Raw genomic sequence first — 20994 nt, 5'->3', positions numbered from 1 at the left:
ATGGAGGTTAGTCCAGAGCGTCGGGTTGAAGTTTCCGTGCATTGTGCCCGATCCAGACTGATAACGTCGGGAAACGTGCGGAAGACACAACGACCATGAAAAATAAAAAAGTTCCATTCACGAGCAAAAGAAATCAAAATCGGCGCCGATAGCAGGTCAAGGCCCGAAACCGGGGCTGATCTGCAGTTGAGACACGCCATTTGCGAGGTGAGCAATGGGCACAGTACACACAGCAATGCCGCCACAAACCCTGTACGTCACCATCCGTCGCGATGAATTGCGACAGTTGAAAGATGAACGCGATCAGCTCAAGCAGGAACTCGCGCAATTGCGCCTGCTGACCCAAGGCGCCGAGCCACAGCCCTTGCCGCGCGTACAGCGCTCGCCCCACGCCTGATCTCCCCGCCCGCTTCGGGAGCGGCCATTGCCGTTCCCGACATGCTGCACCTCCTGCCTGTTTCGGCAACTAACAAAGTTTTCACATTGGCTTGTTGATACTCCGGCGCATTCTGGCCGTGCGTGTCTGCGCATGGCCTCCGTTCGTCGGGTTCATACGCGGTTACATGAAGCGCCCGGCGGTGGATGTGACGACTGAGCTGGAGTGCTGAATGGCGGTGTTCAAACGCAGCAATACGACTGCGACAGGTTTCGACTGGGCCGGTTTTATCTGGCTGTTCGTGTTTTTCTGGTACTTCTCCGGTATCACCCAACTGCTGATCCAGTTGACGGGCACTTCAGGGTTCACGGGCTTTCGCCAGGCCTTCGTGATGAGCGCCGTGTGGCTCGCGCCGATGTTGTTGTTCCCCAAACGCACCCGTTTGCTCGCCGCGCTGATCGGCGTGGTGCTGTGGGCCTGCTCGATGGCCAGCCTGGGGTATTTCTTCATCTATCAGCAGGAATTCTCCCAGAGCGTCATCTTCATCATGTTCGAATCGAACGTGTCCGAAGCCGGCGAGTACATGACCCAGTACTTTGCCTGGTGGATGGTTCCGGCGTTCCTCGCACACACTGCGTTCGCGTACTTTCTGTGGACCCGCCTGCGTCCGGTGTACTTGCCCCGTGGCCGGGCACTCGTCGCCGCCATGGCGATTCTGGTGGCCGTGATCGGCTACCCGCTGGTCAAGCAGACAATGCGCACGGGCAGCCTTGCTGGCGGTTTCGAGAAATTCGAGACCCGCATCGAGCCGGCCGTGCCGTGGCAGATGGCCGTGGCGTACCACCGCTATCAGGACACCCTGGCCGACATGCAGGGCATGCTGCACAGCGCGAGCAAGATCCCGCCGCTGAAAAACCTCAAGGACTCGGGCGCCAACCAGCCGGCAACCCTGGTGCTGGTGATCGGCGAATCCACCAACCGCCAGCGCATGAGCCTCTACGGCTACCCGCGTAAAACCACGCCGGAGCTGGACAAGCTCAAGGATCAGCTGTCGATCTTCGACAACGTCATCACCCCGCGCCCTTACACGATTGAAGCGCTGCAACAGGTGCTGACCTTCGCCGACGAAGAAAACCCGGACCTGTACCTGTCCACGCCGTCGCTGGTCAGCATGATGAAACAGGCCGGCTACAAGACGTTCTGGATCACCAACCAGCAGACCATGACCAAACGCAACACCATGCTCACGACCTTCTCCGAACAGGCCGACGAGCAGGTGTACCTGAACAACAACCGCAACCAGAACGCCGCCCAGTACGACGGCGACGTGATCGAGCCGTTCAACAAGGCCCTGGCCGACGCGGCGCCGCGCAAGTTGATCGTCGTGCACCTGCTCGGTACGCACATGAGCTACCAGTACCGTTATCCGCCGAGCTTCGACAAGTTCCAGGATCGCAACGGCGTTCCGGCCGGTGTGCGTGACGATCAGGTGCCGACCTACAACAGCTACGACAATGCCGTGCTGTACAACGATTTCGTGGTCTCGAGCCTGATCAAGGACTACGCCAAATCCGATCCTAACGGCTTTTTGCTGTACCTCTCCGACCATGGTGAAGACGTGTTCGACTCGGTCGGCCACAGCACCTTGGGTCGCAACGAAAACAAGCCGACCGCACCGATGTACACCATTCCGTTCATGGCCTGGGCGTCGCCGAAGTGGCGTGAAAACCACGACTGGAGTTTCGCCGGGGATCTGAGCCGCCCTTACAGCAGCTCGCACCTGATCCACACCTGGGCGGACCTGGCCGGTTTGAGTTTCGATGAACTGGATCGCACCAAGAGCGTGGTCAGCGACAGCTTCAAGCCGCGTCCGCTGTTGATCGGCAACCCTTACGAACGCGAACAGCGGGCTCTGATCGACTTCAGCCTGATGAAGCCGAAGAAACCCGCCACTGCGACCACGGAAGTGGTTCTGCAACAGTAACGAAAAGGGCCGGAAACGGCCCTTTTTGACATTTACAGCCGCACTGCCCCCTCCTTCCTTACGACCAGCACGCGTCATTCACGCGTGCAGCGTTCGTCCGATACGCCGTGGAAACACCCTGTAAAACCTACACTGAACGAGCGTTAACCTCTTGTTAATGCCCTCGACGGACACTGCGCCCCGAGGCCCTGATTCATGGACGAACAGCTCCGACATTTTTCGTAGGAGGCACCATGAAAACCACGACTGCAATTCTTGCAGGCCTGCTTACCCTCGCATCCGCCAGCGCATTCGCCGAAGGCGGCGCCGAGCGCATGAGACATTACTGGGCCAATTTCCCGGTTCATTCCGCACAGAGCCAGCAGGCTGAGGCGAAGACCAACGAACTCAAGGTTCCGGACGACCAGACCGCCCAGGTCACCGAGTCCTATCGCCCTTGAGCGAACGCTTTACCGATGGACCTGCGATGGCTCCGCTCTGGCCCCGCAGATGACAGTTGGGCGCCCTCTCCGGGCGCCTTTTTTTATGCCTGCAGATCCTTGATCCAGAACAGCATGCGCCCGTGACTGGGGTCGAACATGCCCGGCGCGAAGCCGAACTTGGCGTAGGAGTTTTGCGCCACGGCATTGCCTTCAAGTACTTCCAGAGTGATCTTGCAGCAACCGCGCTGACGGGCTATTTCCTCGACCTTGCGCAGCATTTTCTGGCTCAACCCCAGACCGCGAAACTTGGTCACCACCGACACGTCATGCACGTTGACCAGCGGCTTGCAGGCAAACGTGGAAAACCCTTCAAAGCAGTTCACCAGCCCCGCCGGCTCGCCACCGACAAAGGCCAGGACGCTGAACGCGTGGGGCCGCTTGGCCAGTTCGGCGGGCAGTTGCTGCAACAGTTCGGGGGCAATGGGATGGCCGCCGCCCATCGGGTCTTCGGCGTAATGATTGAGCACCACACCGATGGCCTCGGCATGCACCGGGTTGGTGTAACTGGCTTGAAGCACAAGAATTTCTGCGGAATCCATTTCCTTCCTCGATCGCACGGGGCCCCGGCGCGTTTGATACGCACTGATAGGCTCGGCGACCTTAGCGCGAGGCAGGCCCCGGCCACAACCCGACGTATTCAGTGGCCCCAGATGAGTTCTTCAGTCCAGCCCAGCTCGGCGAAATCCTCGGCTCGCAGACCGGACTCGCCGGCACAGAAAAACTCGTCCAGCTGCGGCGGTTTCACCGAGGTGCCGCTGAGCATCGCGTGAACCTGGCCGCGATGATGGATCTGATGCTCGAAAAGGTGGGAAATCATCCGCAGCCGACTGTCGTGCTGCGGCGTGTCGCGGGCGATGGTGACGATACGCCCGAGATCGGCATCGCGCAGTTGCTCGCAGTAGGCGATCAGTCGGCGGTCGACATGCGCCTGCTCATGCCGCAAGGCCTGCGCATCGGTGAAGGGTTCGTCAGCGTTGAAGAACACGTAGCAATCGGGATGCGGTTCGTCACCGCGCAACTCGCGCTCCAGCGCATCGACGTAGAACCAGTCGCAGGTCAGGATGTGATTGAGGGTCAGGCGGATGCTCGGGAAGAAACTGACCCGTGGCGCCGCCAGCTCCGTGTCGTCGAGCTGGCTCCAGGCCTTGGCCAGTCGATGGTTGGCCCAGGCGTTCTGATAAGCCATGGTCAGCAAATGGTGGGACAGTGGCTGAGTCATGTCGCGCCCTCCGTGTTTCAGGTTTCGGCGAAGCGTTGCAGCTGCATCTCCTGCAAGCGGCTGAGGGTCCGGCGGAACGGGAATTCCAGGTAGCCCTCGGTGTACAGCGCGTCCATCGGCACTTCGGCCTCAATGTACAGCGGCACCTTGCGGTCGTAGCACTCGTCGACCAGCGCGATGAACCGGCGCACGCCGTCGTCGTGCACCGACAACTGCGGCAATTCGCGATCGCCGGCCACTACCCGTTCCGCGCCGTCCTCGGTGCCACGGGCAATCCGCCCTTCGCGCTTTTTCGCGCTGAGGTTCGGCACCTCGCTCAACAGGATAGCCCGGTAGGTGTCGCACAGCGCGATGAAGTCCATGGCGGCGAACGGTTGCTCGCACAGGTCGCTGTAACGACACCACAGCACCGAATCGCCGGCCTGTACCACGTTCAAAGCACGGTAACCGACCGGCACCGGTTCGGCACTGACGGTCTGCCCGGCGGCCAATGCGTCGAACACCTGACTTAGCTCGCTACCCTGCCCTGCAGAGGCGACCCAATAGCGTTGTTCGACAGCGCCGGGATGCAAGCGGTGATCGTCGGCGCCATTCACCGCGACCACTTGCATGTGCTGCTTGATCGCGGTGATTGCCGGCAGGAAGCGATCGCGGTTGAAGCCGTCGGCATACAGCTGATCCGGCGGCAGGTTAGAGGTGCAGACCACCACCACACCTTCATCGAACATCACCTGAAACAGTCGTCCGAGAATGATCGCGTCACCGATGTCATTGACGAACAGTTCATCGAAACACAGCACCCGCACCTCGACCGCCAACTCACGAGCCAGGGCCCTCAATGGATCGGCGATCCCGGTCAGTTGAAAGGAACGCTGGTGCACCCAGCCCATGAAGTGATGAAAGTGCTGCCGCCGCGCCGGCACCCGCAAGCTCTGATGAAACTGGTCCATCAGCCAGGTCTTGCCGCGTCCGACCGGGCCCCACAGGTAAACGCCGGTGACCGAACGGGCACCGGCGTGCAGGGCTTCATGGCATTTTTGCAAGGCCCAGACCGCGTGTTCCTGGGCTTCATCCTGGATGAAGCCCTTGTGGTCGACGGCGTATTGCCAGGCGCTCAGGGGGGAGTCGAAAGTCATGCGCGGCAGTATGCCACGATGGCTACAGGGAAATATCCAGCCGAGCGATTTTGCCCTGTTCGTTGAGCCGGAACGTGTAGCGCAGCTCCAACGGGCTGCCGGGGAACGTTCCGGAGATCAGCCCTTGCACCAGCACCTTTCCGGTGCGCTGCTGAACGCCCAGCACTTCGACCCGCGGCTGATAGCGCTTAGCGGTGTCTTGCATCCAGTTGGCGATGGCCTGCGGGCCGACCTGATGATGGCCTTCATCGAACACATGGGCATCCTCGGCAAAAAAACTGCCGACCCGGGACGTATCGCGAGCATTGGCGGCGTTGATGTATTCAACGATGGCCGGGGCGAGGATCGAGGTGGGGTGGAACATGATTACAGCTCCTTTTTTCGGGTTCTGTCGCCATCCTAGAACAGCCCTGCGTCAATTCCTGTCAGGAGTGAAACGGCCATTTTCGTCCAGTTGCATCTGCCGCTGCCAGGTGCGCAACAGGTCGCTGCGCCGCCCCGGATAGCGCTCGCCCTGCAGGCTCGCCGCGGCAATCCGGTCGGTGCGAAAGGTGCGATAGGCGCCGCGCAATTCACACCACGCCACGATGATCCGCACCTCATTGAGAAAACCCAGCGCCAGTGGCCAGATCAAGCGCTGGCTCTGCACCTGCTGCGCATCGGCGTAATCGATGTGCAGCTTGGACTGATCGCGGATCGCGTGACGGAAAACGTTCAACGGCACCGCGTTTTGCGGAAAACCGTAACCCGGCGGCCCGGGCATGACGGTCGGGTTGCGCAGCGCTTCCTGGGCCTGCGGGTCCAGCACCGCAGCGATTTTCGCCAGCGCATCCGCCGCAGCCTTGCTCAGCACCTCGTCGCCACGCTGATCGACATAACGCAGGCCCAGCACGATGGCTTCGGTCTCGTCGGCGTTGAGCATCAGCGGGGGTAGAAACAGGCCGCTGCGCAACACATAACCGATGCCCGCCTCGCCATGGATCGGCGCGCCGAGTGCGGTCAATTCGGCGATGTCGCGATAGAGCGTGCGCTCGGAGATTTCCAGCTCGCAGGCCAGCGTTGCCGCGGTCACCGGGCGTTTCTTGCCACGCAGCACTTGCAGCAGGGTCAACAGGCGAGTGGTTCGCGACACGGTAAGAGGCTCCGGACAAAAGTTTGCCGGAGCTTAGCAGAGCCTGGTGTCAGAAATTGTCAGGAGCTTTCACCAGACTCGGAGGGGATCACGCGTCGACTTTGTGCCGGGCCGCATACAGGCAAAGCATCTCCATGGCCAGGGTTGCCGCCGCCAGCGACGTCACGTCCGCGTGGTCATAGGCCGGGGCCACTTCCACCACGTCCATGCCGACCAGATTGATCCCGCGCAGGCCGCCAAGGATCTCCAGCGCCTGCACCGTGCTCAGGCCGCCGCAAACCGGCGTACCGGTGCCCGGTGCAAAGGCCGGATCGAGGCAATCGATGTCGAACGTCAGGTACACCGGGTTATCCCCGACTCGCGCACGAATGGCCTCGACGATCGCCTCACAACCACGGCGATGCACCTGCCGCGCGTCCAGCACCTGAAAACCCTGATGATCGTCGTTGGTGGTGCGCAAACCGATCTGCACCGAACGCGCCGGATCCACCAGCCCTTCCCGCGCGGCGTGCCAGAACATGGTGCCGTGATCGACCCGCTTGCCACCCTCGTCCGGCCAGGTGTCGCTGTGTGCATCGAAGTGGATCAGCGACAGCGTGCCGTGCTTGCGCGCATGGGCCTTGAGCAGCGGGTAACTGATGAAGTGGTCGCCACCAAAGGTGAGCATGGCGCTGCCGGAGCTGAGGATGTGCTCGGCGTGGGCCTCGATGCTTTCCGGAATGGTGTGCGGCGAGCCGTAATCGAAGTCGCAATCGCCGTAATCGATCACCGCCAGATGATCGAACGGGTCGAACGCCCACGGCCAGTGCCGTTCCCAGGCAATCCCGGTGGACGCCGCACGAATTCCGCGCGGCCCGAAACGCGCGCCGGGACGGTTGCTTGTGGCGGTGTCGAACGGCACACCGCTGACCGCCACGTCCACTCCGCGCAGGTCGCGGCTGTAGCGCCGGCGCATGAAACTGGTGATCCCGGCGTAGGTGCTTTCGGCAGCAGTGCCGTAAAGGCTGTCACGGGTCAGGGCCTGATCGTTTTGCATGGGCACGTCCATCGGTGTGTTCCTGTTGTGATGAAGGGCTATTGGCGGCTACGGAAGGTGGTCCACAGGCGTGTGCGCTGGCGCATGTCCTTGAGGCTCATGCTGTGGTCGGCGTACAGCCGCTCGCGCACTTCGGGTTTCGGGAAAATGTCCGGATCGTTGCGCACCGCCTCATCCACCAGCGGCGTGGCGGCCTGATTGGCGGTGGCGAAGAACAGCGTATTGGTCAGCGCCGCCACGGATTCGGGGCGCAACATGAATTCGATGAAGGTGCGTGCGGCTTCGGGGTGCGGCGCGTCTTTGGGGATGGCGAGGTTGTCCTGCCACACCAGCGTGCCTTCCTTGGGAATCCGGTAAGCGACCTCAAACGGCTTGTTGGCCTTGCGCGCCTGATCGGCAGCCATGCTCGCGTCACCGTTATAGGTCAGCGCCAGGCAGACGCTGCCGTTGGCCAGATCGCTGATCTGCCGGCCGGTGGCGACGTACAGCACCGAGGGCTGCAACTTCTGCAACAAGGCTTCGGCGGCGGCCAGATCGGTCTTGTCGGTGCTGTAGGGATCTTTACCGAGATAGTGCAGCGCCAGGCCGATCACTTCCTGAGGCGAGTCGAGAATCGCAATCCCGCAATCCTTGAGTTTGCTGGCATATTCCGGCTTGAACAGCAGATCGAGGCTGTTGAGCGGCACGTCCGGCAGCCGCTTTTGGACTGCCTCGACGTTCATGCCCAGGCCGAGGGTGCCCCAGGTGTAAGGCACGCCGTAGCGGTTGCCGGGATCGACCGCCGTCAGTTTTCCCAGCAGATCCGGATCGAGATTGGCGTAGCCCTTGAGCCCTTCGTGAGGGATTTCCTTCAGCGCGCCGGCGGCCAAACCACGGGCCAACACGCTGGACGATGGCACCACCACGTCATAGCCACTGCCGCCCGTAAGCAGCTTGGTTTCCAGCACCTCGGAGGTATCAAAAGTGTCGTAGCGCACGTGGATGCCGGTTTCCTTTTCGAAGCGCTGCAAGGTTTCAGGCGCCACGTAATCGGCCCAGCTGTAGAGATTGAGGGTTTTCTCTTCGGCCTGGGCGGCGATGGAGACGGTAAGCAACAAAGCGGGCAAACACAGCTTGAAGACGGGAGCCATGACGAACACCTGACCGAAGGAAGTGGTGGCAGGATGCGCCGTCGGATACATTCGAGAAATATCAAGTTTGTTAACCTGACTTTATCCCGGAGTAATGTGATGCTCGGTCAGCTCCACGATGTCGATCTTCAGCTTCTGCGGCTGTTTCTCGGCGTGGTCGAATCCAATGGTTTCAGTGCTGCTCAAGGCGAACTGGGCCTGAGCCAGTCGAGCATCAGCCAGCAAATGGCCAAGCTTGAAACCCGTCTCGGCTATCGGGTGTGCAACCGTGGCAAGGCCGGTTTCAGCCTGACGCCCAAGGGCGAACAGCTGTTGATTGCCGCCCGGGCGCTGTTCGATTCGATCGAAACCTTCCGCCATCAATCCAACGGCGTCGCCGGACGATTGATCGGTGAAGTGCGGCTGGGTCTGTCGGAAGCGGTCGATCAGTCGGTGCTGCAACGGGTGGCGGATGCGATCCGGCGGTTTCGCGAGCGGGACGAATCAGTGCGCATCGAACTGATCAGCGCCATGCCCGGCGAAATGGAGCGTCTGTTGCTGCAACAGCGGCTGGACCTGGCCATCGGTTATTTCTCCCAGGTGCAGAGCGCGTTCGACTATCGCGAGCTGTTCAGCGAAACCCAGCATCTGTATTGCGCCCCCGGTCATCCGCTGTTTACCGACGATGCTCCCGATGACGCCGCGTTGCAGGCCTGCGACCGGGTCGATCACCCCTACCGGTTCCTGCGCAGTGACGAGCCGTTCCAGGGCAAGGTCTGCTCGGCCCGCTCGGAACAGGTCGAAGGCACCCTCGCCTTCATTCTGTCCGGCAAGCACGTCGGTTATCTGCCCAACCATTACGCCCGCCAATGGCAGGAAAAGGGTCTGTTGCGCCCGGTGCGCGAAGGCGAGTTGAGCTTTGACGTGGCGTTCCACTTGGCACGCCATCGGGCGCAGGTGCCCGGCGATGCACAGAAGGCTTTTGAAGAAGATCTGCTGTCAGCCTTTGGTCGAACCTGAGCATTTTTTGGAACGCGGAGCGTCCCCGGCTGCATTCCCACGCAGAGCGTGGGAACGATCATGCGTTGCCCTCGCCTCCCGCTTACGGCATCCTGCGCACCCATTTTCCGACCCGGCCCCGCATTGCGGCACGCAAACCACCATGACCGTCTCTGAAAAAGCCCCGCGCAACAACGATCTGATCTACGGCCTCAACGACCGTCCGCACTTCACCGCAACGGTGTTTGCCGCCCTGCAACACGTGTTGGCCAGCTTCGTCGGCATCATCACCCCGACCCTGATCATGGGCGGTGCCCTCGGCCTGCAAAGTGAAATCCCGTACCTGATCAGCATGGCGCTGTTCGTCTCGGGCCTCGGCACCTTCGTTCAGGCCAAGCGCTTCGGCCCGGTCGGTTCGGGGCTGCTGTGCCTGCAAGGCACCAGTTTTTCCTTTATCAGCGTGATTCTCAGCGCCGGTTTCATGGTCAAGGCCCGGGGCGGCGGCACCGATGAAATCCTCTCGACGATCTTCGGCGTGTGCTTCTTCGCCGCCTTCATCGAAGTGGTGCTGAGCCAGTTTATCGGCAAGTTGCGCATGCTGATCACCCCGGTGGTTACCGGCACCATCATCACCCTGATGGGCCTGTCGCTGATCAAAGTGGCGATGACCGACATTGCCGGCGGCTTCGGCGCGGCGGACCTGGGCGCGGCCAGCCATGTATTCCTGGCAGCGCTGGTGCTGGGCACCATCGTGGTGTTGAACCGGGTTGATGTGCCGTTCCTGCGCCTGGGGGCGATTGTCATCGGCCTGACCCTCGGCTACGTGGTGGCGTGGCTGATGGGCACCGTGGATTTCGCCAATCTGCCGCAAGTGCCGGTGGTCAGCGTGCCGGTGCCGTTCAAATACGGTTTCAACTTCGACTGGGTGGCGTTCGTGCCGGTGGCGGTGATTTTCCTGGTGTCGCCGCTGGAAGCGGCCGGTGACCTGACCGCCAACTCGATGATTTCCCGTCAGCCGGTCAAAGGCCCGCTGTACATCCGCCGAATCAAGTCCGGGCTGCTCGCCGATGGCCTCAACTCGGCCATGGCGGCGGTTTTCAACAGCATGCCGATGGTGACTTTCGCCCAGAACAACGGGGTGATCCAGCTCACCGGCGTCGCCAGCCGTTACGTCGCGTTCTTCATCGCCGGCCTGCTGGTGTTGCTGGGACTGTTCCCGATGATCGGTGCGGTGCTGCAACTGATGCCGAAACCGGTGCTCGGCGGCGCAGAGCTGGTGATGTTCGGCACCGTAGCCGTGGCCGGGATCAAGATCCTCGCCGAGGCCGGCCTGCATCGGCGCAACATGCTGATCGTGGCGATTTCAGTCGGCATGGGCCTGGGCATCGCCGCCGTGCCGGAAGTACTGCGCGAACTGCCGCAGGCGCTGCGCAATATTTTCGAGTCGCCAATCACCGTCGGCGCGCTGTGTGCCATCGTGCTGAATATCTTCCTGCCGGAAGAATTCATCGAGCTGGAAGAAGATGACTTCGACCCGGAAGCCTCTATCCTTCAGGTCATGGAAAACCCCGACCTGCCGGCCAAAGCTGAACCCGCATCAACGGCCGCTGTCGCACAGTTGAACCGTTGATCCTGTCCGCTCGATGAAAAAAGGGCTGATACCGGCGACGGTTCAGCCCTTTTTCAATGAGAGAGCATCAATGCGCCGTTTCCAAGCCGTCATCCTGTCCCTGCTTCTGCTCTCGCTCAGCGCCTGTGCGCTGTTTCCCAACCGCGACCCGGTGAACATCAACGTGGTCGGCCTCGAACCGCTGCCGAGCCAGGATCTGGAAGTGCGCTTCGCGATCAAGCTGCGGGTGCAGAACCCCAACGAAACGCCCATCGACTACAACGGCATCGCGCTGGATCTGGAGGTCAACGGCCACTCGCTTGCGTCGGGTGTGAGCGATCAGACTGGCTCGATTCCACGGTTCTCCGAAACCATCGTCAGCGTCCCGGTGAGCATTTCCGCGTTCTCGGTGCTGCGCCAGACCTTGGGCCTGAGCCAGACGCAAACCCTCGACAACCTGCCCTATGTGCTGCGCGGCAAACTCGCGGGCGGGTTGTTTGGCACGATGCGTTTTGTCGACACCGGCAAGCTGAGTCTGCCGAGAGCCAGTGCCGCAACCTGGTAAAGATGCGGTAGCCTGCAGCGTTTACTATCAGAAACATGGAAGCCGCAGGTTTATGGAAGACATCCCCACGCTGTACACCGAACGACTGATCTTGCGTCCACTTGAACTGGCGGACGCCGAGGCCATCCAGCAGCAATTCCCCCACTGGGAAGTGGTGCGTTATCTGAACGTCTTCGTGCCCTGGCCTTATCCGGACGACGGCGCCCTCACCTACCTGCGTGACATTGCGCTGCCTGCCATTGCGGCAGGCAAAGAGTGGCACTGGACGATTCGCCTAAAATCGGCGCCAGAGCAATTGATCGGCAACATCAGCCTGATGGACGAGCCGGACAACCACCGTGGGTTCTGGCTCGCCCCGGCCTGGCAGGGTCAGGGCTTCATGACCGAAGCCAGCGAAGCCGTGACCCGGTACTGGTTCGAAACCCTCGATCAACCGTTGATGCGCGTGCCGAAAGCCGCACCGAACCTTGGTTCGCGAAAGCTCTCGGAACGCGCTGGCATGCGCTTGATTCGCACCGATGAGGACGACTTCGTCGGCGGCCGCTTCCCACGGGAAATCTGGGAAATCACCCGCGAAGAATGGCGGCGCCGACAATCCGTCAAACCGTGAAACGCACGCCTGGCTTGGCCCGCTCGTCGACGCTCAACTCGAACACATCCGGCCGCGCATAGTGGCCGACCACGTCGTAGTCGTAGCGGGCGCGCACCAGTTCTTCGGTGTCGATTTCGGCGGTGAGCAACCCGGCCTCGCCGCGCAACGGCCCGGCCAGCACGTCGCCCATCGGCCCGACAATCACGCTGCCACCGGCAATCAGCGGCCGGTCCGCCGGCCAATTGGCGATCTCTACGCCCAGTTCATTCGGTGAGGCCTGCACCTGACAGGCGCTGACCACAAAGCAGCGCCCTTCGTGGGCGATGTGGCGCATGCTCACCTGCCACATCTCGCGCTCGTCCACGGTCGGGGCACACCAGACCTCGATGCCTTTTGCGTACATCGCCGTGCGCATCAGCGGCATCATGTTTTCCCAGCAGATCACGGCGCCGAGTTTGCCGACCTGAGTGTCGAGCACCGGCAGTGTCGAACCGTCGCCCTTGCCCCAGATGAGCCGTTCGGTGCCGGTAGGCATCAGCTTGCGGTGTTTGGCCACGAGTCCTGCCTGCGGGTCGAAATACAGCGCGGTGCAGTGCAAGGTGCTGCCGGCCCGTTCGATCACGCCTATCACCAGATTGGCCCCGGTGCGTGCCGACAGACCGGCCAGCGCTTCGGTTTCCGCACCGGGCACATCGATAGCGTTGGCGAAGTAACGGGCGTAGGCCTCGCGGCCTTCCGGCAAGCGGTAACCCAATTGCGTGCCGAAGCCCTCGCCCTTCGGGTAACCGCCGAGCAACGCTTCGGGCATCACCACCAACGCGGCGCCGGATTCGATGATCGCGGTTTCCCAGCTCAGGATCTGTTCCAGGGTCTCAGCCTTGCCACCGGGCAAGGCGCCGATCTGCAGGGCGGCAACGATTGATTTGGGCATGGCGGTCACTCCGTGAAGTTCAGGTGTTGCTCATTCTCCGGCGCCACGGGATCATGAATAAAGACCAATCCACTGCTGAATGATATGAGCCAGATGAATATCGCAACCGTCGACCTCAACCTGCTGAAAGTCTTTGAAGCCCTGCATGAAGAATCCAGTGCCAGCCGCGCGGCGTTGCGTCTGGGCGTAACCCAGTCAGCGGTCAGCGCGGCCTTACGGCGGTTGCGCGAGGTGTATGGCGATCAATTGTTCGTGCGCACCGGCCGGGGACTGGCGCCGACGCTCAAGGCCAACCAGTTGAAACCAGTGGTCAGCGATGCGCTGAATAAATGTCGGCAAAGCCTGGCCATGGTCGACCCGACGGCCAATCACTACGAAGGACGCTCGGTCACCGTGGGCCTATCGGACGATTTCGAGATCGCTTACGGCCGGCGACTGATCGAGGAAATCGCCCGTCGTGCGCCAAAACTGCGGCTGATTTTCCGCCAGACCCACAGCCAGATCGTCGCCCGGGCACTGATGGAACGCAGCATCGACTTGGCAATTACCGCCGGCGGGTTCGCCGAGCGGCTGCTCAGCCGTCAGGTGTTGGGTGAAGGGGGTTACGCGTGTCTGGTGGATCCGGCGAGCCTTGCGCCGGGCCAGCAGCAGATCGATCTGGAGGAATTCGTCACCCGCGAGCACCTTCTGGTGTCGTCGGGCGGTTTTATCGGGATCACCGATGAAGGGCTGGCGGCGCTGGGCCGCAGTCGCCGGGTCTGCGCCTCGACCACGCATTTTGCGGCGTTGCCCCATCTGCTCAAGGGCAGCGATGCGGTGGCGACCATTCCGACCCACGCCGCGCAGGCCATTGCTTCAATGAGCGGGCTGGCGCTGCTGCCCTGCCCGCTGGCGCTGCCGCGTTACCCGATCGAACTGGGCTGGCGCACCAGCACCCAGATCGATCCGGTGGTGCTGACGGTGCGCGAAGCGATTGGCTCCAGTTTCAGGGCCGAGTGATTACTTGTTGGCCGCCATCAGGCGATTGACTTCACTGCGCACCATGTTGGCGAATTCCGGAGGCGACATGCCGTCCAGTTCAGCGCGAACGAACTCGGCCCATTTGCCCTTGCGTTTGGAGCGCTCGCCGAACAACCGCGCAGCTTCGCCCTTGGCTTTGCCCAGATTGTTCTGCCAGAGTTCGAACAGTCGGGATTTTTCATCTTCCAGCGCGGCGCGCTCTGCGAGGGATTTGTCGGCCAGATTGAAACTCATCGGGAATTACCTGCTGCATCAAATGGCGACATCTTACACGCTGGACGGAAACCTCTGACGCTGGTTTTTGCTCCGGATGGAAAATCGCTGCAACTTTTCAAGTCGCGCCACACTCCATTGTTCACTGTCCATTCACCTGCAAGGAGTCACCCAATGGCCCGCAAAAGCGCCGTTCAAGCCGCTGAAGACCAAATCAAGGATCAAGCGTTCAGCGAACTTCAGGCTCTGATCGAAGAGTCGGACAAACTGCTCAAGAGCAGTGCTTCACTGGTCGGCGAGGAAGCGGAAACCCTGCGCGGACAAATCGCCCTGAAATTGCAGCAGGCACTGGATTCGGTATCCAGTGTGCGTGACCGCACCAAACCGGCGGTCGACGCTACCGAGAGCTACATCGGCGGCCACCCGTGGCAGACCGTGGCGATTTCCGCCGGGTTCGGTCTGGTGGTCGGATTGCTGCTCGGTCGCCGCTGAGCGCGAACAAAAAAGGCGAGCCCTCGGGCTCGCCTTTTTCATGCCCGGCACACACTCATTCGCCGGCCAGTTCACGCAACTGCGACAGGGTCTGTTGATCCAGTTCGATTCCTTTGGCCAGTGACTTGGCCCGCTGCAAATGCCGCCGATCCCCCGGCAAACGCTTGAGCCCGACCCCGTGCATCTGCCGCACAAGTTCCTGACTGCGTTCGGCAAAGCTTTGCCCGGCAGTCTTGCTTGGGTCGATCACGATCAGCAACTGACCGGTCCACGGGGTCTTGGCCCCCGGATGGTTCTTCCAGTCGAACTCGAACGAAAAGTTGCCGCCGGTCAGCGCGGCGGCCAGCAGCTCGACCATCATCGACAGCGCCGAGCCTTTGTGCCCGCCAAACGGCAGCAATGCGCCGCCTTCCAGAATCGCTTTCGGGTCGCAGGTCGGCTGGCCGAGGCTGTCGACACCCATGCCCGCCGGCAGCTTCTCGCCCTTGCGCGCGGCGATCTGCACGTCGCCATGGGCGATGGCGCTGGTGGCCAGGTCGAACACGATCGGCGCACCGTCGGCCCGGGGCGCGGCGAAGGCGATCGGGTTGGTGCCGAACAATGGCCGGTCGGCACCGTGGGGCACCACGCAGGTCATGCTGTTGACGACGCTCAACGCTACCAGGCCTTCATCGGCGAAAGGCTCGACGTCCGGCCACAGCGCGGCAAAGTGATGGGAATTGCGGATCGCCAACACCGCGATCCCGGCACTGCGGGCCTTTTCCACCAGCAGCGCACGTGCCGCCGCCAGCGCAGGCTGGGCAAAACCGTTGCCGGCATCGACGCTGACGAATCCTGAAGCCACATTCTCGACTTTCGGCACGGCCTTGCCGTTGACCCAGCCGCTGTTGAGCGTCGAGACATAACCGGGGATCCGGAATACGCCGTGACTGTGCGCACCGTCCCGCTCGGCATTCGCGCAATTGGCGGCCAGCGTTCTGGCGACTTCGGCGGAGGTGCCGTGACGGGTGAAAATCCTTTCCAGCAATTGAGTCAGCTCGTCCAGAGATACCGTGGACGAGACCGCATGATCGTGTGGCGCAGACATCTGAAGCTCCAGAGTAATTATTGGAGGGAACAACAGCGAACGAACAACCCGCCAGAGGATTAACCATGGCCGGCCGGTTGCCTGTCAACCCCGCAGTATTTATCTACCACCCTCGCCTCCGTCACCCGCCCTAGCCTTGCGTCTCGACCCATCGGCGCCTGCCAGCATGCGCCCCTCATCGAGACTCGATCATGTCTGCCCCCATCAAACCCTTGTTGTTCCCCGAAGTCCTTGACTCCCCCGGTCTCTGGACCGAGCTGGGCAAGACCCACGGTCTGTCCGAACACGAATTCAGATGGCTCGCCCATGCAAAGCTGTCCACCCATGCCTTGCGCAGCCAGCAGACCCCGGCCATGCGCGCCGAGCACATCCTGCTCAATGTTGGCAAGGGAATGCCGCTGCCGTTGCCGGGTGCGTTCGTTCTCGGCGAGACGCCCGTCAATAAAGCCCAGATCCTGTACACCGTGTATGACGGCCTCAAGAAGTACCCTGACCGCGCCGACTTGAAACAACAGTTGGAGCGACGACTGAACAATCCTGACGACCAGGCCAATCTGTTTGCGTTCCTGTCGTTGCCGCAACGCAAGCGGCTGTTCGATGCCGAAAACATAACGGTGTCGTTCAGCCTCATCGAAGGTGATGTATTCGATGAAAACACCGCGGCCATCCAACAGGGGCAAGTTCTGAATGCGCAGGCCATGCGTGCGGAGCTGGAGCAGTTGCCGACGCTCAATCACCTGCTGGAAAGCATTCTGGATGAATTGCTCAAGTCGCATTTCGGCAGCCTGCAGCAAAACCGTACTCGTGTCGGTTTCTACACCCTGGACGATGCCACCGGCGCCGATGCCGCGACGCCGACCAGACACTGGCTCGACTCCATGAGCCTGAGCGATGCGGTGCTGTTGCATTACCGGCATCAACAGTGGCCGACCGCCGCACTGCGGGAGTTCAGCAACCCAGGCAGATCGGTCACCAAAGGCGATCAAGCGCAATGGGAAGAGGCTGTCAAAAGCGCGTCCGGCATGTTGCCAGCGCTGCTTTTCCGGCAACTGGAACACTATTGGAATGCGGCATCTGCAGACGGCGCGCCGCGCCGCACGTTCTTCGCCGACGTGCTGCAAGACCAGGCACGCAGCGAATGGATGGTCAAACGCGAAATCGGCATTCTCGATGCAACACAGTTCAACGCACTGCATCAGCTGATAACGCACGACGCGCAAGGCCCGCAACGCCCTCTCACCGAAACCGTGCGGCTCTGGGAGCACGAAGCCAACTACGTCGAACTGGCGGGGTCGCTGATGATCAGCGCAAGCCAGGCATTTCTTTACACGCCGGTGCAGGGCCTGCAAGTTCTCACCGACTACAAAGACCTGAAACAGACGTTGCAGAGCAAGTTCATTGCCAAGGGCCACGAAGACGAACTCTACGGCCTGCTCAGCCTTGACGAGCGCAACCGGTTTCTGGGTTTCGACCAGCCGCAGGTGTCGGGAGACCGGATCATCGGAGAAATCTTCAAGATCCTCTTCGAATTGATCATCACCAAGCAGCGGCAAAACATCGAATACGCCTTGCAAGTGTTTCGCCACAGCGATGGCGCGGTGAATCTGCAGGCCCTGTTCGACAAGAGCCTGGACATCCGCTCGATGATTCATGAGCGTTTGGTGGCGCTGGACAGTGCAGGTCGATGGAGCACGCATCCGGTGCTGGCAGGCAACCAGCAACCCTCTCAGGTACTGGCAGACAAGGCGCGCGCGTCAATCAAGACATTCAGCAGCGTCGAGGGCCCGCTTGTCGCGATGCTCGAAACACAACCCATGGCGCATCAGGAGGCCCAACGGCCGTTTCTCGAAAGCCTGAAGTCAATGCTTGCTCATGCATGGTTTATCGGTGTCACCGGCGAAGCCCGGTTGCGGGTGCTGGGCGACAGCCTGTCGGCCTCCGTACAGGCAATTGTCAACACCGTGATCAACGCTGATCAGCCGACCCGTGCGTTGCGGCACTCCCTCGAGGGCTTTCGCCCCGATGCCTATACACTCAGCCTTGAGTCTTCCGGTCAGCAGGATCTACTGCCGCTCGCCCACTGCCTGCTGATGACCGAGCGCGGCGGCCTGGACGCCAGTCACTCAGGGCGGGCAGTGATCTGGACGCCCGCGCTGGGCATTGAAGTGTTCGACACTGTCGCCGCTGCACGGCGCATGCTCGATCAGCGGCTGCTGCACAGCGTGCAACGTCTGTCGTTACTGGAAAACCTGCTGCCCGCGCAGTTTCAGCCCCACCAGCGCTACACCCTTGGGGCATTTCAAATCATCGAACACAACGTGCTGCACAATCGCGTGCAATCGGCCATCGAGCATTTTCTCGGGCGCTGCGAGCAGGTGCGCACCCGCGTGAAAGATCCCGTCAGGCGCAACAATGCTCTGACGAAACTGCGCAATCAGGCTTTTCACACCAACCTCAAACTGGCGACGGCCCATGCCCGGGCCATTGCCACACAACAGACCTACCCGGCGTGGCTGGGCATGGCAGCGAACGCGGAACAGAAACTGCACGTAGAACTCATGGAGCAGTGGCGCCAGAGTGTCGTCGACGACAAGGACTACCTGACAGGCGTGCCGACGCTGGTCAGCCATGTCGAGCAGACCTTGAAATCACTGCTCGACAGTCGATTCCCCAAGAGCGGGCTCAATCCCCGGCACATTCAGATAACGCCCAATCTGGCGCTGGCCGGGCCCGCCAGAAACCTGGTCGAGTTTGCCCTCAATCACATCAACATCGCCCAGGGCACCGGTTTCAAGGTCACCTCGAGAACCACCCAGGTCCTTCCGGACGGGCTGAACCAAAGCGCCGTGACACAACTGCTGCTGTCCCTGGCGATACCGACCACCTACAGCGACAAGGTCCGTGAGGCGCTATCGACGACATCAGTGGCGGGTATGGCCCGGCAGCAGTTTTTTTTCCGCCAGGTGCCCTGGCAATTGCTGCAACACGCTCATGCACTGAAACTTCAGCAGCATTTGTCCGAGAAAGCCTTCAGTTACATCCGCCAGGTACTGGACATGCCGGATGCCATCGCCCGCGACGCCGTCGCCGGGACACACGCGATCGTGTGTCCGCTGTCATTGATCAAGACGGAAAAGGCCAACGCCGTCGAAGCATGTGGACTGTATGTGCTGGCTCCCGGTACCGGGCACAAAGGCCCGTTAGTGCTTTATACCCCGTATGCGGAGCAGGCCTTTCACGAATTCCCCGATGAACAGGGTCTGATCGCCGCCCTTAATATTCCGGGGCTGCTGCAGAACCTGTTGTTCCGTCGTCTGCCACCCACACAACGCGCAACATTTCGCAGCCTGTTCGCCGACACCCTCGGCCAGACCAGTGAAGTAACACTCGATTACCGCCCGATCGGGGGCAACCTGCTGGAGCGGCTGTTTCAGGACAACCTCGATGTGTTGAAACAAATGCTCGGGTCGCAGAAAGACAGCGACGGGCAATCCGACTGGGACAACGCCAAAGTCCTGTTCAGTGACGAGATCAAACAGGTCACGGACATGTTGCAAGGCAAACTCGCCTATGGGCGCTTTCTCTGGCAAGCCTACGACGAATTCAAGGACTCGGCCGAAGCCCTGCAGAATCATCATTGGAAAAGAGCACTGAAATCTTTTATCGACGGCGCGGAGCAGATGGTGCTTGTCGGCCTTTTGCCGGAAATGTCGGCTGAACGCACGAGCGCCGAGGTCGGCGAACAGACGCTCGCAACCGGCACTGGAAAAGTCGAAAACCCGATTGCACCGACCTTGGCCGAGATCGAAACCACCTCGCCACAACGCACACGCCTGCAGCCTTTCGAGGCGACGGATGTCGCGCTCAAGAACCTCACGTACAGCGCGGCTCAGGGCGTCTATCAGAACGCCGCGAACAACCGCAGCTATGCGGCCGTTGATGGCAAGGTCTACCGGGTCGTCAAGCAGGGTTCGGCCTGGCAATTGGCCAAAGCTGAGGAACGCGGCCCGTTGCTGTTGAAAAGCGGTTCGCGGATGGTACAGATCGCGCACGGCCAGACCGTTCATTTCGGCAAAGCCTTCTCCAGAATGCTGGAGCACAACAAATACACGCGCCTGCGCCGCACGATGCTCAACATCGAAGCGCACGGCATGGAAGAAATCACTCGACGCTACCCTGAAAAAGCGCGGGTACTCGGGCACGCAGTGGGGCTGGCCCGGGATTATGCGTTCAACTGCCTGCACAACCTGGCGATTCTGGACATAACCGCTGTGCCCGGTGGACGGGTCAACCGGTTTCTCATGGAGTTTTTTGATGTCCCGCGTCTCACAACGCAGATCCTGGCCAGGATAAAAACCGCGATCTTGCCGATCTGTAACGCCCTGGTAGATCCCGCTGATGATTTGCTCAACACCGACCGGTTCATCGTCGGTTCGACCAACTGGTTCCACGACGTGATTGCGTTTGTCCTCGATGGCGATCTGCAGAACAAGGTCCATTTCACCCAGCACTTTTTTGACCAGGACCTGGGTGACTACGTCCCCGTCGTTGCTCAAGGGTTTGATATTGACGGCCATGCGCAAGCCGAAACCCTGATCCACGAACTCGCCCATCAACTGAGCAACGCCTGGGATATCGCAACCGTACGCGGGCGTGAGCCTTTCTGTGACCTGATATCGGCGGTGACACCCGACGGTGCGAAGTTGCTCCGGTCGTTGCAGGACGAACGGAGAATGGCGCTGTCACTGGCCACACCCCGGGCACAACTGTTTGCGGAATGGAATCCGGATCGCGCGATCTGGATCGACTTTGACAGAATTCCCGAAAAAGAGACCACGGCTGCGGAAATTTTCAAGCAAACGAACAGTACGACAATGAACGAGGCGCGCAATGCGTTCATGGATCAGCAGTCATCGGATGCCCGGGTCGGCGTCATCCTGCACAACGCCGACTCGATCGCGCTGCTGATCTGCGAAGTCGGCCGCCAGCTAGATCCTGTCCCGACCGTCTGA

20 protein-coding genes are annotated in these 20994 nt (G+C 61.1%); 10 read left to right on the top strand and 10 right to left on the bottom strand.

Annotated features, from left to right (window positions below; translation table 11 throughout):
* Positions 1-214 precede the first annotated feature (214 nt).
* From EIY71_RS00360 to EIY71_RS00350, 3 genes are all read left to right on the top strand, one after another.
* On the top strand, positions 215-397 hold the full coding sequence (locus EIY71_RS00360) for a DUF6026 family protein (RefSeq protein WP_007957508.1): 183 nt from the start codon (positions 215-217) through the stop codon (positions 395-397).
* A 211-nt stretch (positions 398-608) separates the two neighbouring features.
* Entirely contained in the window at positions 609-2360 is a 1752-nt protein-coding gene (locus EIY71_RS00355; RefSeq protein WP_102686240.1) for a phosphoethanolamine transferase CptA, read from the top strand.
* A 233-nt stretch (positions 2361-2593) separates the two neighbouring features.
* Positions 2594-2800, top strand: coding sequence for a hypothetical protein (locus EIY71_RS00350; protein WP_085603949.1), 207 nt, complete (start codon positions 2594-2596; stop codon positions 2798-2800).
* 83 nt (positions 2801-2883) lie between these two features.
* Here EIY71_RS00350 and EIY71_RS00345 read toward each other — a convergent pair whose 3' ends face one another.
* The 7 genes from EIY71_RS00345 to EIY71_RS00315 all read right to left on the bottom strand — a co-directional run bounded on the left by EIY71_RS00345 (position 2884) and on the right by EIY71_RS00315 (position 8495).
* Positions 2884-3381 carry a GNAT family N-acetyltransferase gene (locus tag EIY71_RS00345; RefSeq protein ID WP_085745791.1) on the bottom strand — a complete coding sequence of 166 codons (498 nt, stop codon included), beginning with the start codon at positions 3379-3381 and terminating at the stop codon, positions 2884-2886.
* A 98-nt stretch (positions 3382-3479) separates the two neighbouring features.
* The gene (locus EIY71_RS00340) at positions 3480-4061 is read right to left on the bottom strand and encodes a DinB family protein (RefSeq protein WP_129972770.1); all 582 of its coding nucleotides are present in this window, start codon (positions 4059-4061) and stop codon (positions 3480-3482) included.
* Between the two features lie 17 nt (positions 4062-4078).
* Positions 4079-5197 carry a cell division protein ZapE gene (zapE, locus tag EIY71_RS00335; protein WP_102718021.1) on the bottom strand — a complete coding sequence of 373 codons (1119 nt, stop codon included), beginning with the start codon at positions 5195-5197 and terminating at the stop codon, positions 4079-4081.
* A 22-nt stretch (positions 5198-5219) separates the two neighbouring features.
* Entirely contained in the window at positions 5220-5561 is a 342-nt protein-coding gene (locus EIY71_RS00330) for a nuclear transport factor 2 family protein (RefSeq protein ID WP_134019821.1), read from the bottom strand.
* Positions 5562-5612: 51 nt separating this feature from the next.
* Positions 5613-6329 carry a YafY family protein gene (locus tag EIY71_RS00325; RefSeq protein WP_102718022.1) on the bottom strand — a complete coding sequence of 239 codons (717 nt, stop codon included), beginning with the start codon at positions 6327-6329 and terminating at the stop codon, positions 5613-5615.
* A gap of 88 nt (positions 6330-6417) precedes the next feature.
* Positions 6418-7377, bottom strand: coding sequence for an agmatinase (speB, locus tag EIY71_RS00320; protein WP_064381781.1), 960 nt, complete (start codon positions 7375-7377; stop codon positions 6418-6420).
* A 26-nt stretch (positions 7378-7403) separates the two neighbouring features.
* Positions 7404-8495: a polyamine ABC transporter substrate-binding protein gene (locus EIY71_RS00315; protein ID WP_102686288.1), complete on the bottom strand. Its 1092-nt coding sequence runs from the start codon at positions 8493-8495 to the stop codon at positions 7404-7406.
* Between the two features lie 99 nt (positions 8496-8594).
* On the opposite strand from EIY71_RS00315, the gene EIY71_RS00310 reads away from it, so the two are divergent.
* From EIY71_RS00310 to EIY71_RS00295, 4 genes are all read left to right on the top strand, one after another.
* Positions 8595-9494, top strand: coding sequence for a LysR family transcriptional regulator (locus EIY71_RS00310; protein ID WP_134019818.1), 900 nt, complete (start codon positions 8595-8597; stop codon positions 9492-9494).
* A gap of 142 nt (positions 9495-9636) precedes the next feature.
* Positions 9637-11103, top strand: coding sequence for a nucleobase:cation symporter-2 family protein (locus EIY71_RS00305; protein ID WP_085745797.1), 1467 nt, complete (start codon positions 9637-9639; stop codon positions 11101-11103).
* Between the two features lie 70 nt (positions 11104-11173).
* Positions 11174-11647, top strand: a complete 474-nt coding sequence (locus EIY71_RS00300) for an LEA type 2 family protein (protein ID WP_134019815.1) — start codon at positions 11174-11176, stop codon at positions 11645-11647.
* Between the two features lie 52 nt (positions 11648-11699).
* The gene (locus tag EIY71_RS00295; RefSeq protein WP_129972776.1) at positions 11700-12257 is read left to right on the top strand and encodes a GNAT family N-acetyltransferase; all 558 of its coding nucleotides are present in this window, start codon (positions 11700-11702) and stop codon (positions 12255-12257) included.
* Here EIY71_RS00295 and EIY71_RS00290 read toward each other — a convergent pair.
* The gene (locus EIY71_RS00290; protein WP_134019813.1) at positions 12247-13170 is read right to left on the bottom strand and encodes a carbon-nitrogen hydrolase family protein; all 924 of its coding nucleotides are present in this window, start codon (positions 13168-13170) and stop codon (positions 12247-12249) included. The genes EIY71_RS00295 and EIY71_RS00290 overlap by 11 nt on opposite strands.
* Before the next feature lie 84 nt (positions 13171-13254).
* Here EIY71_RS00290 and EIY71_RS00285 point away from each other — a divergent pair, with 84 nt between their 5' ends.
* Entirely contained in the window at positions 13255-14169 is a 915-nt protein-coding gene (locus EIY71_RS00285; RefSeq protein ID WP_134019810.1) for a LysR family transcriptional regulator, read from the top strand.
* On the opposite strand, the gene EIY71_RS00280 is transcribed toward EIY71_RS00285, so the two are convergent.
* A complete protein-coding gene (locus EIY71_RS00280; protein WP_007957535.1) occupies positions 14170-14424 on the bottom strand; it encodes a hypothetical protein in 255 nt (84 codons plus the stop codon). It lies immediately after the preceding gene.
* Between the two features lie 153 nt (positions 14425-14577).
* Here EIY71_RS00280 and EIY71_RS00275 point away from each other — a divergent pair, with 153 nt between their 5' ends.
* Positions 14578-14895 (top strand): YqjD family protein, encoded by a 318-nt coding sequence (locus EIY71_RS00275; RefSeq protein WP_016982860.1) that lies wholly within the window; start codon positions 14578-14580, stop codon positions 14893-14895.
* 55 nt (positions 14896-14950) lie between these two features.
* On the opposite strand, the gene EIY71_RS00270 is transcribed toward EIY71_RS00275, so the two are convergent.
* Positions 14951-15982, bottom strand: coding sequence for an Ldh family oxidoreductase (locus EIY71_RS00270; RefSeq protein WP_134019807.1), 1032 nt, complete (start codon positions 15980-15982; stop codon positions 14951-14953).
* Between the two features lie 191 nt (positions 15983-16173).
* On the opposite strand from EIY71_RS00270, the gene EIY71_RS00265 reads away from it, so the two are divergent.
* The gene (locus EIY71_RS00265) at positions 16174-20994 is read left to right on the top strand and encodes a dermonecrotic toxin domain-containing protein (RefSeq protein ID WP_134019804.1); all 4821 of its coding nucleotides are present in this window, start codon (positions 16174-16176) and stop codon (positions 20992-20994) included.

The organism is Pseudomonas sp. CH235 (genome assembly GCF_004368175.1).
GTDB classification, from domain to species: Bacteria; Pseudomonadota; Gammaproteobacteria; order Pseudomonadales; family Pseudomonadaceae; genus Aquipseudomonas; species Aquipseudomonas paraglycinae.
This window is presented reverse-complemented; position numbering and strand designations above follow the sequence as displayed.

What these genes read in the sequence shown, in the direction of transcription:
- zapE (WP_102718021.1), bottom strand. Translation starts at nt 5,197, where the DNA reads ATGACTTTCGACTCCCCCCTGAGCGCCTGGCAATACGCCGTCGACCAC.
- EIY71_RS00350 (WP_085603949.1), top strand. Translation starts at nt 2,594, where the DNA reads ATGAAAACCACGACTGCAATTCTTGCAGGCCTGCTTACCCTCGCATCC.
- EIY71_RS00340 (WP_129972770.1), bottom strand. Translation starts at nt 4,061, where the DNA reads ATGACTCAGCCACTGTCCCACCATTTGCTGACCATGGCTTATCAGAAC.
- EIY71_RS00330 (WP_134019821.1), bottom strand. Translation starts at nt 5,561, where the DNA reads ATGTTCCACCCCACCTCGATCCTCGCCCCGGCCATCGTTGAATACATC.
- EIY71_RS00310 (WP_134019818.1), top strand. Translation starts at nt 8,595, where the DNA reads ATGCTCGGTCAGCTCCACGATGTCGATCTTCAGCTTCTGCGGCTGTTT.
- EIY71_RS00280 (WP_007957535.1), bottom strand. Translation starts at nt 14,424, where the DNA reads ATGAGTTTCAATCTGGCCGACAAATCCCTCGCAGAGCGCGCCGCGCTG.
- EIY71_RS00265 (WP_134019804.1), top strand. Translation starts at nt 16,174, where the DNA reads ATGTCTGCCCCCATCAAACCCTTGTTGTTCCCCGAAGTCCTTGACTCC.
- EIY71_RS00355 (WP_102686240.1), top strand. Translation starts at nt 609, where the DNA reads ATGGCGGTGTTCAAACGCAGCAATACGACTGCGACAGGTTTCGACTGG.
- EIY71_RS00305 (WP_085745797.1), top strand. Translation starts at nt 9,637, where the DNA reads ATGACCGTCTCTGAAAAAGCCCCGCGCAACAACGATCTGATCTACGGC.
- EIY71_RS00315 (WP_102686288.1), bottom strand. Translation starts at nt 8,495, where the DNA reads ATGGCTCCCGTCTTCAAGCTGTGTTTGCCCGCTTTGTTGCTTACCGTC.
- EIY71_RS00285 (WP_134019810.1), top strand. Translation starts at nt 13,255, where the DNA reads ATGAGCCAGATGAATATCGCAACCGTCGACCTCAACCTGCTGAAAGTC.
- EIY71_RS00275 (WP_016982860.1), top strand. Translation starts at nt 14,578, where the DNA reads ATGGCCCGCAAAAGCGCCGTTCAAGCCGCTGAAGACCAAATCAAGGAT.
- EIY71_RS00295 (WP_129972776.1), top strand. Translation starts at nt 11,700, where the DNA reads ATGGAAGACATCCCCACGCTGTACACCGAACGACTGATCTTGCGTCCA.
- EIY71_RS00360 (WP_007957508.1), top strand. Translation starts at nt 215, where the DNA reads ATGGGCACAGTACACACAGCAATGCCGCCACAAACCCTGTACGTCACC.
- EIY71_RS00290 (WP_134019813.1), bottom strand. Translation starts at nt 13,170, where the DNA reads ATGCCCAAATCAATCGTTGCCGCCCTGCAGATCGGCGCCTTGCCCGGT.
- EIY71_RS00270 (WP_134019807.1), bottom strand. Translation starts at nt 15,982, where the DNA reads ATGTCTGCGCCACACGATCATGCGGTCTCGTCCACGGTATCTCTGGAC.
- EIY71_RS00345 (WP_085745791.1), bottom strand. Translation starts at nt 3,381, where the DNA reads ATGGATTCCGCAGAAATTCTTGTGCTTCAAGCCAGTTACACCAACCCG.
- speB (WP_064381781.1), bottom strand. Translation starts at nt 7,377, where the DNA reads ATGGACGTGCCCATGCAAAACGATCAGGCCCTGACCCGTGACAGCCTT.
- EIY71_RS00300 (WP_134019815.1), top strand. Translation starts at nt 11,174, where the DNA reads ATGCGCCGTTTCCAAGCCGTCATCCTGTCCCTGCTTCTGCTCTCGCTC.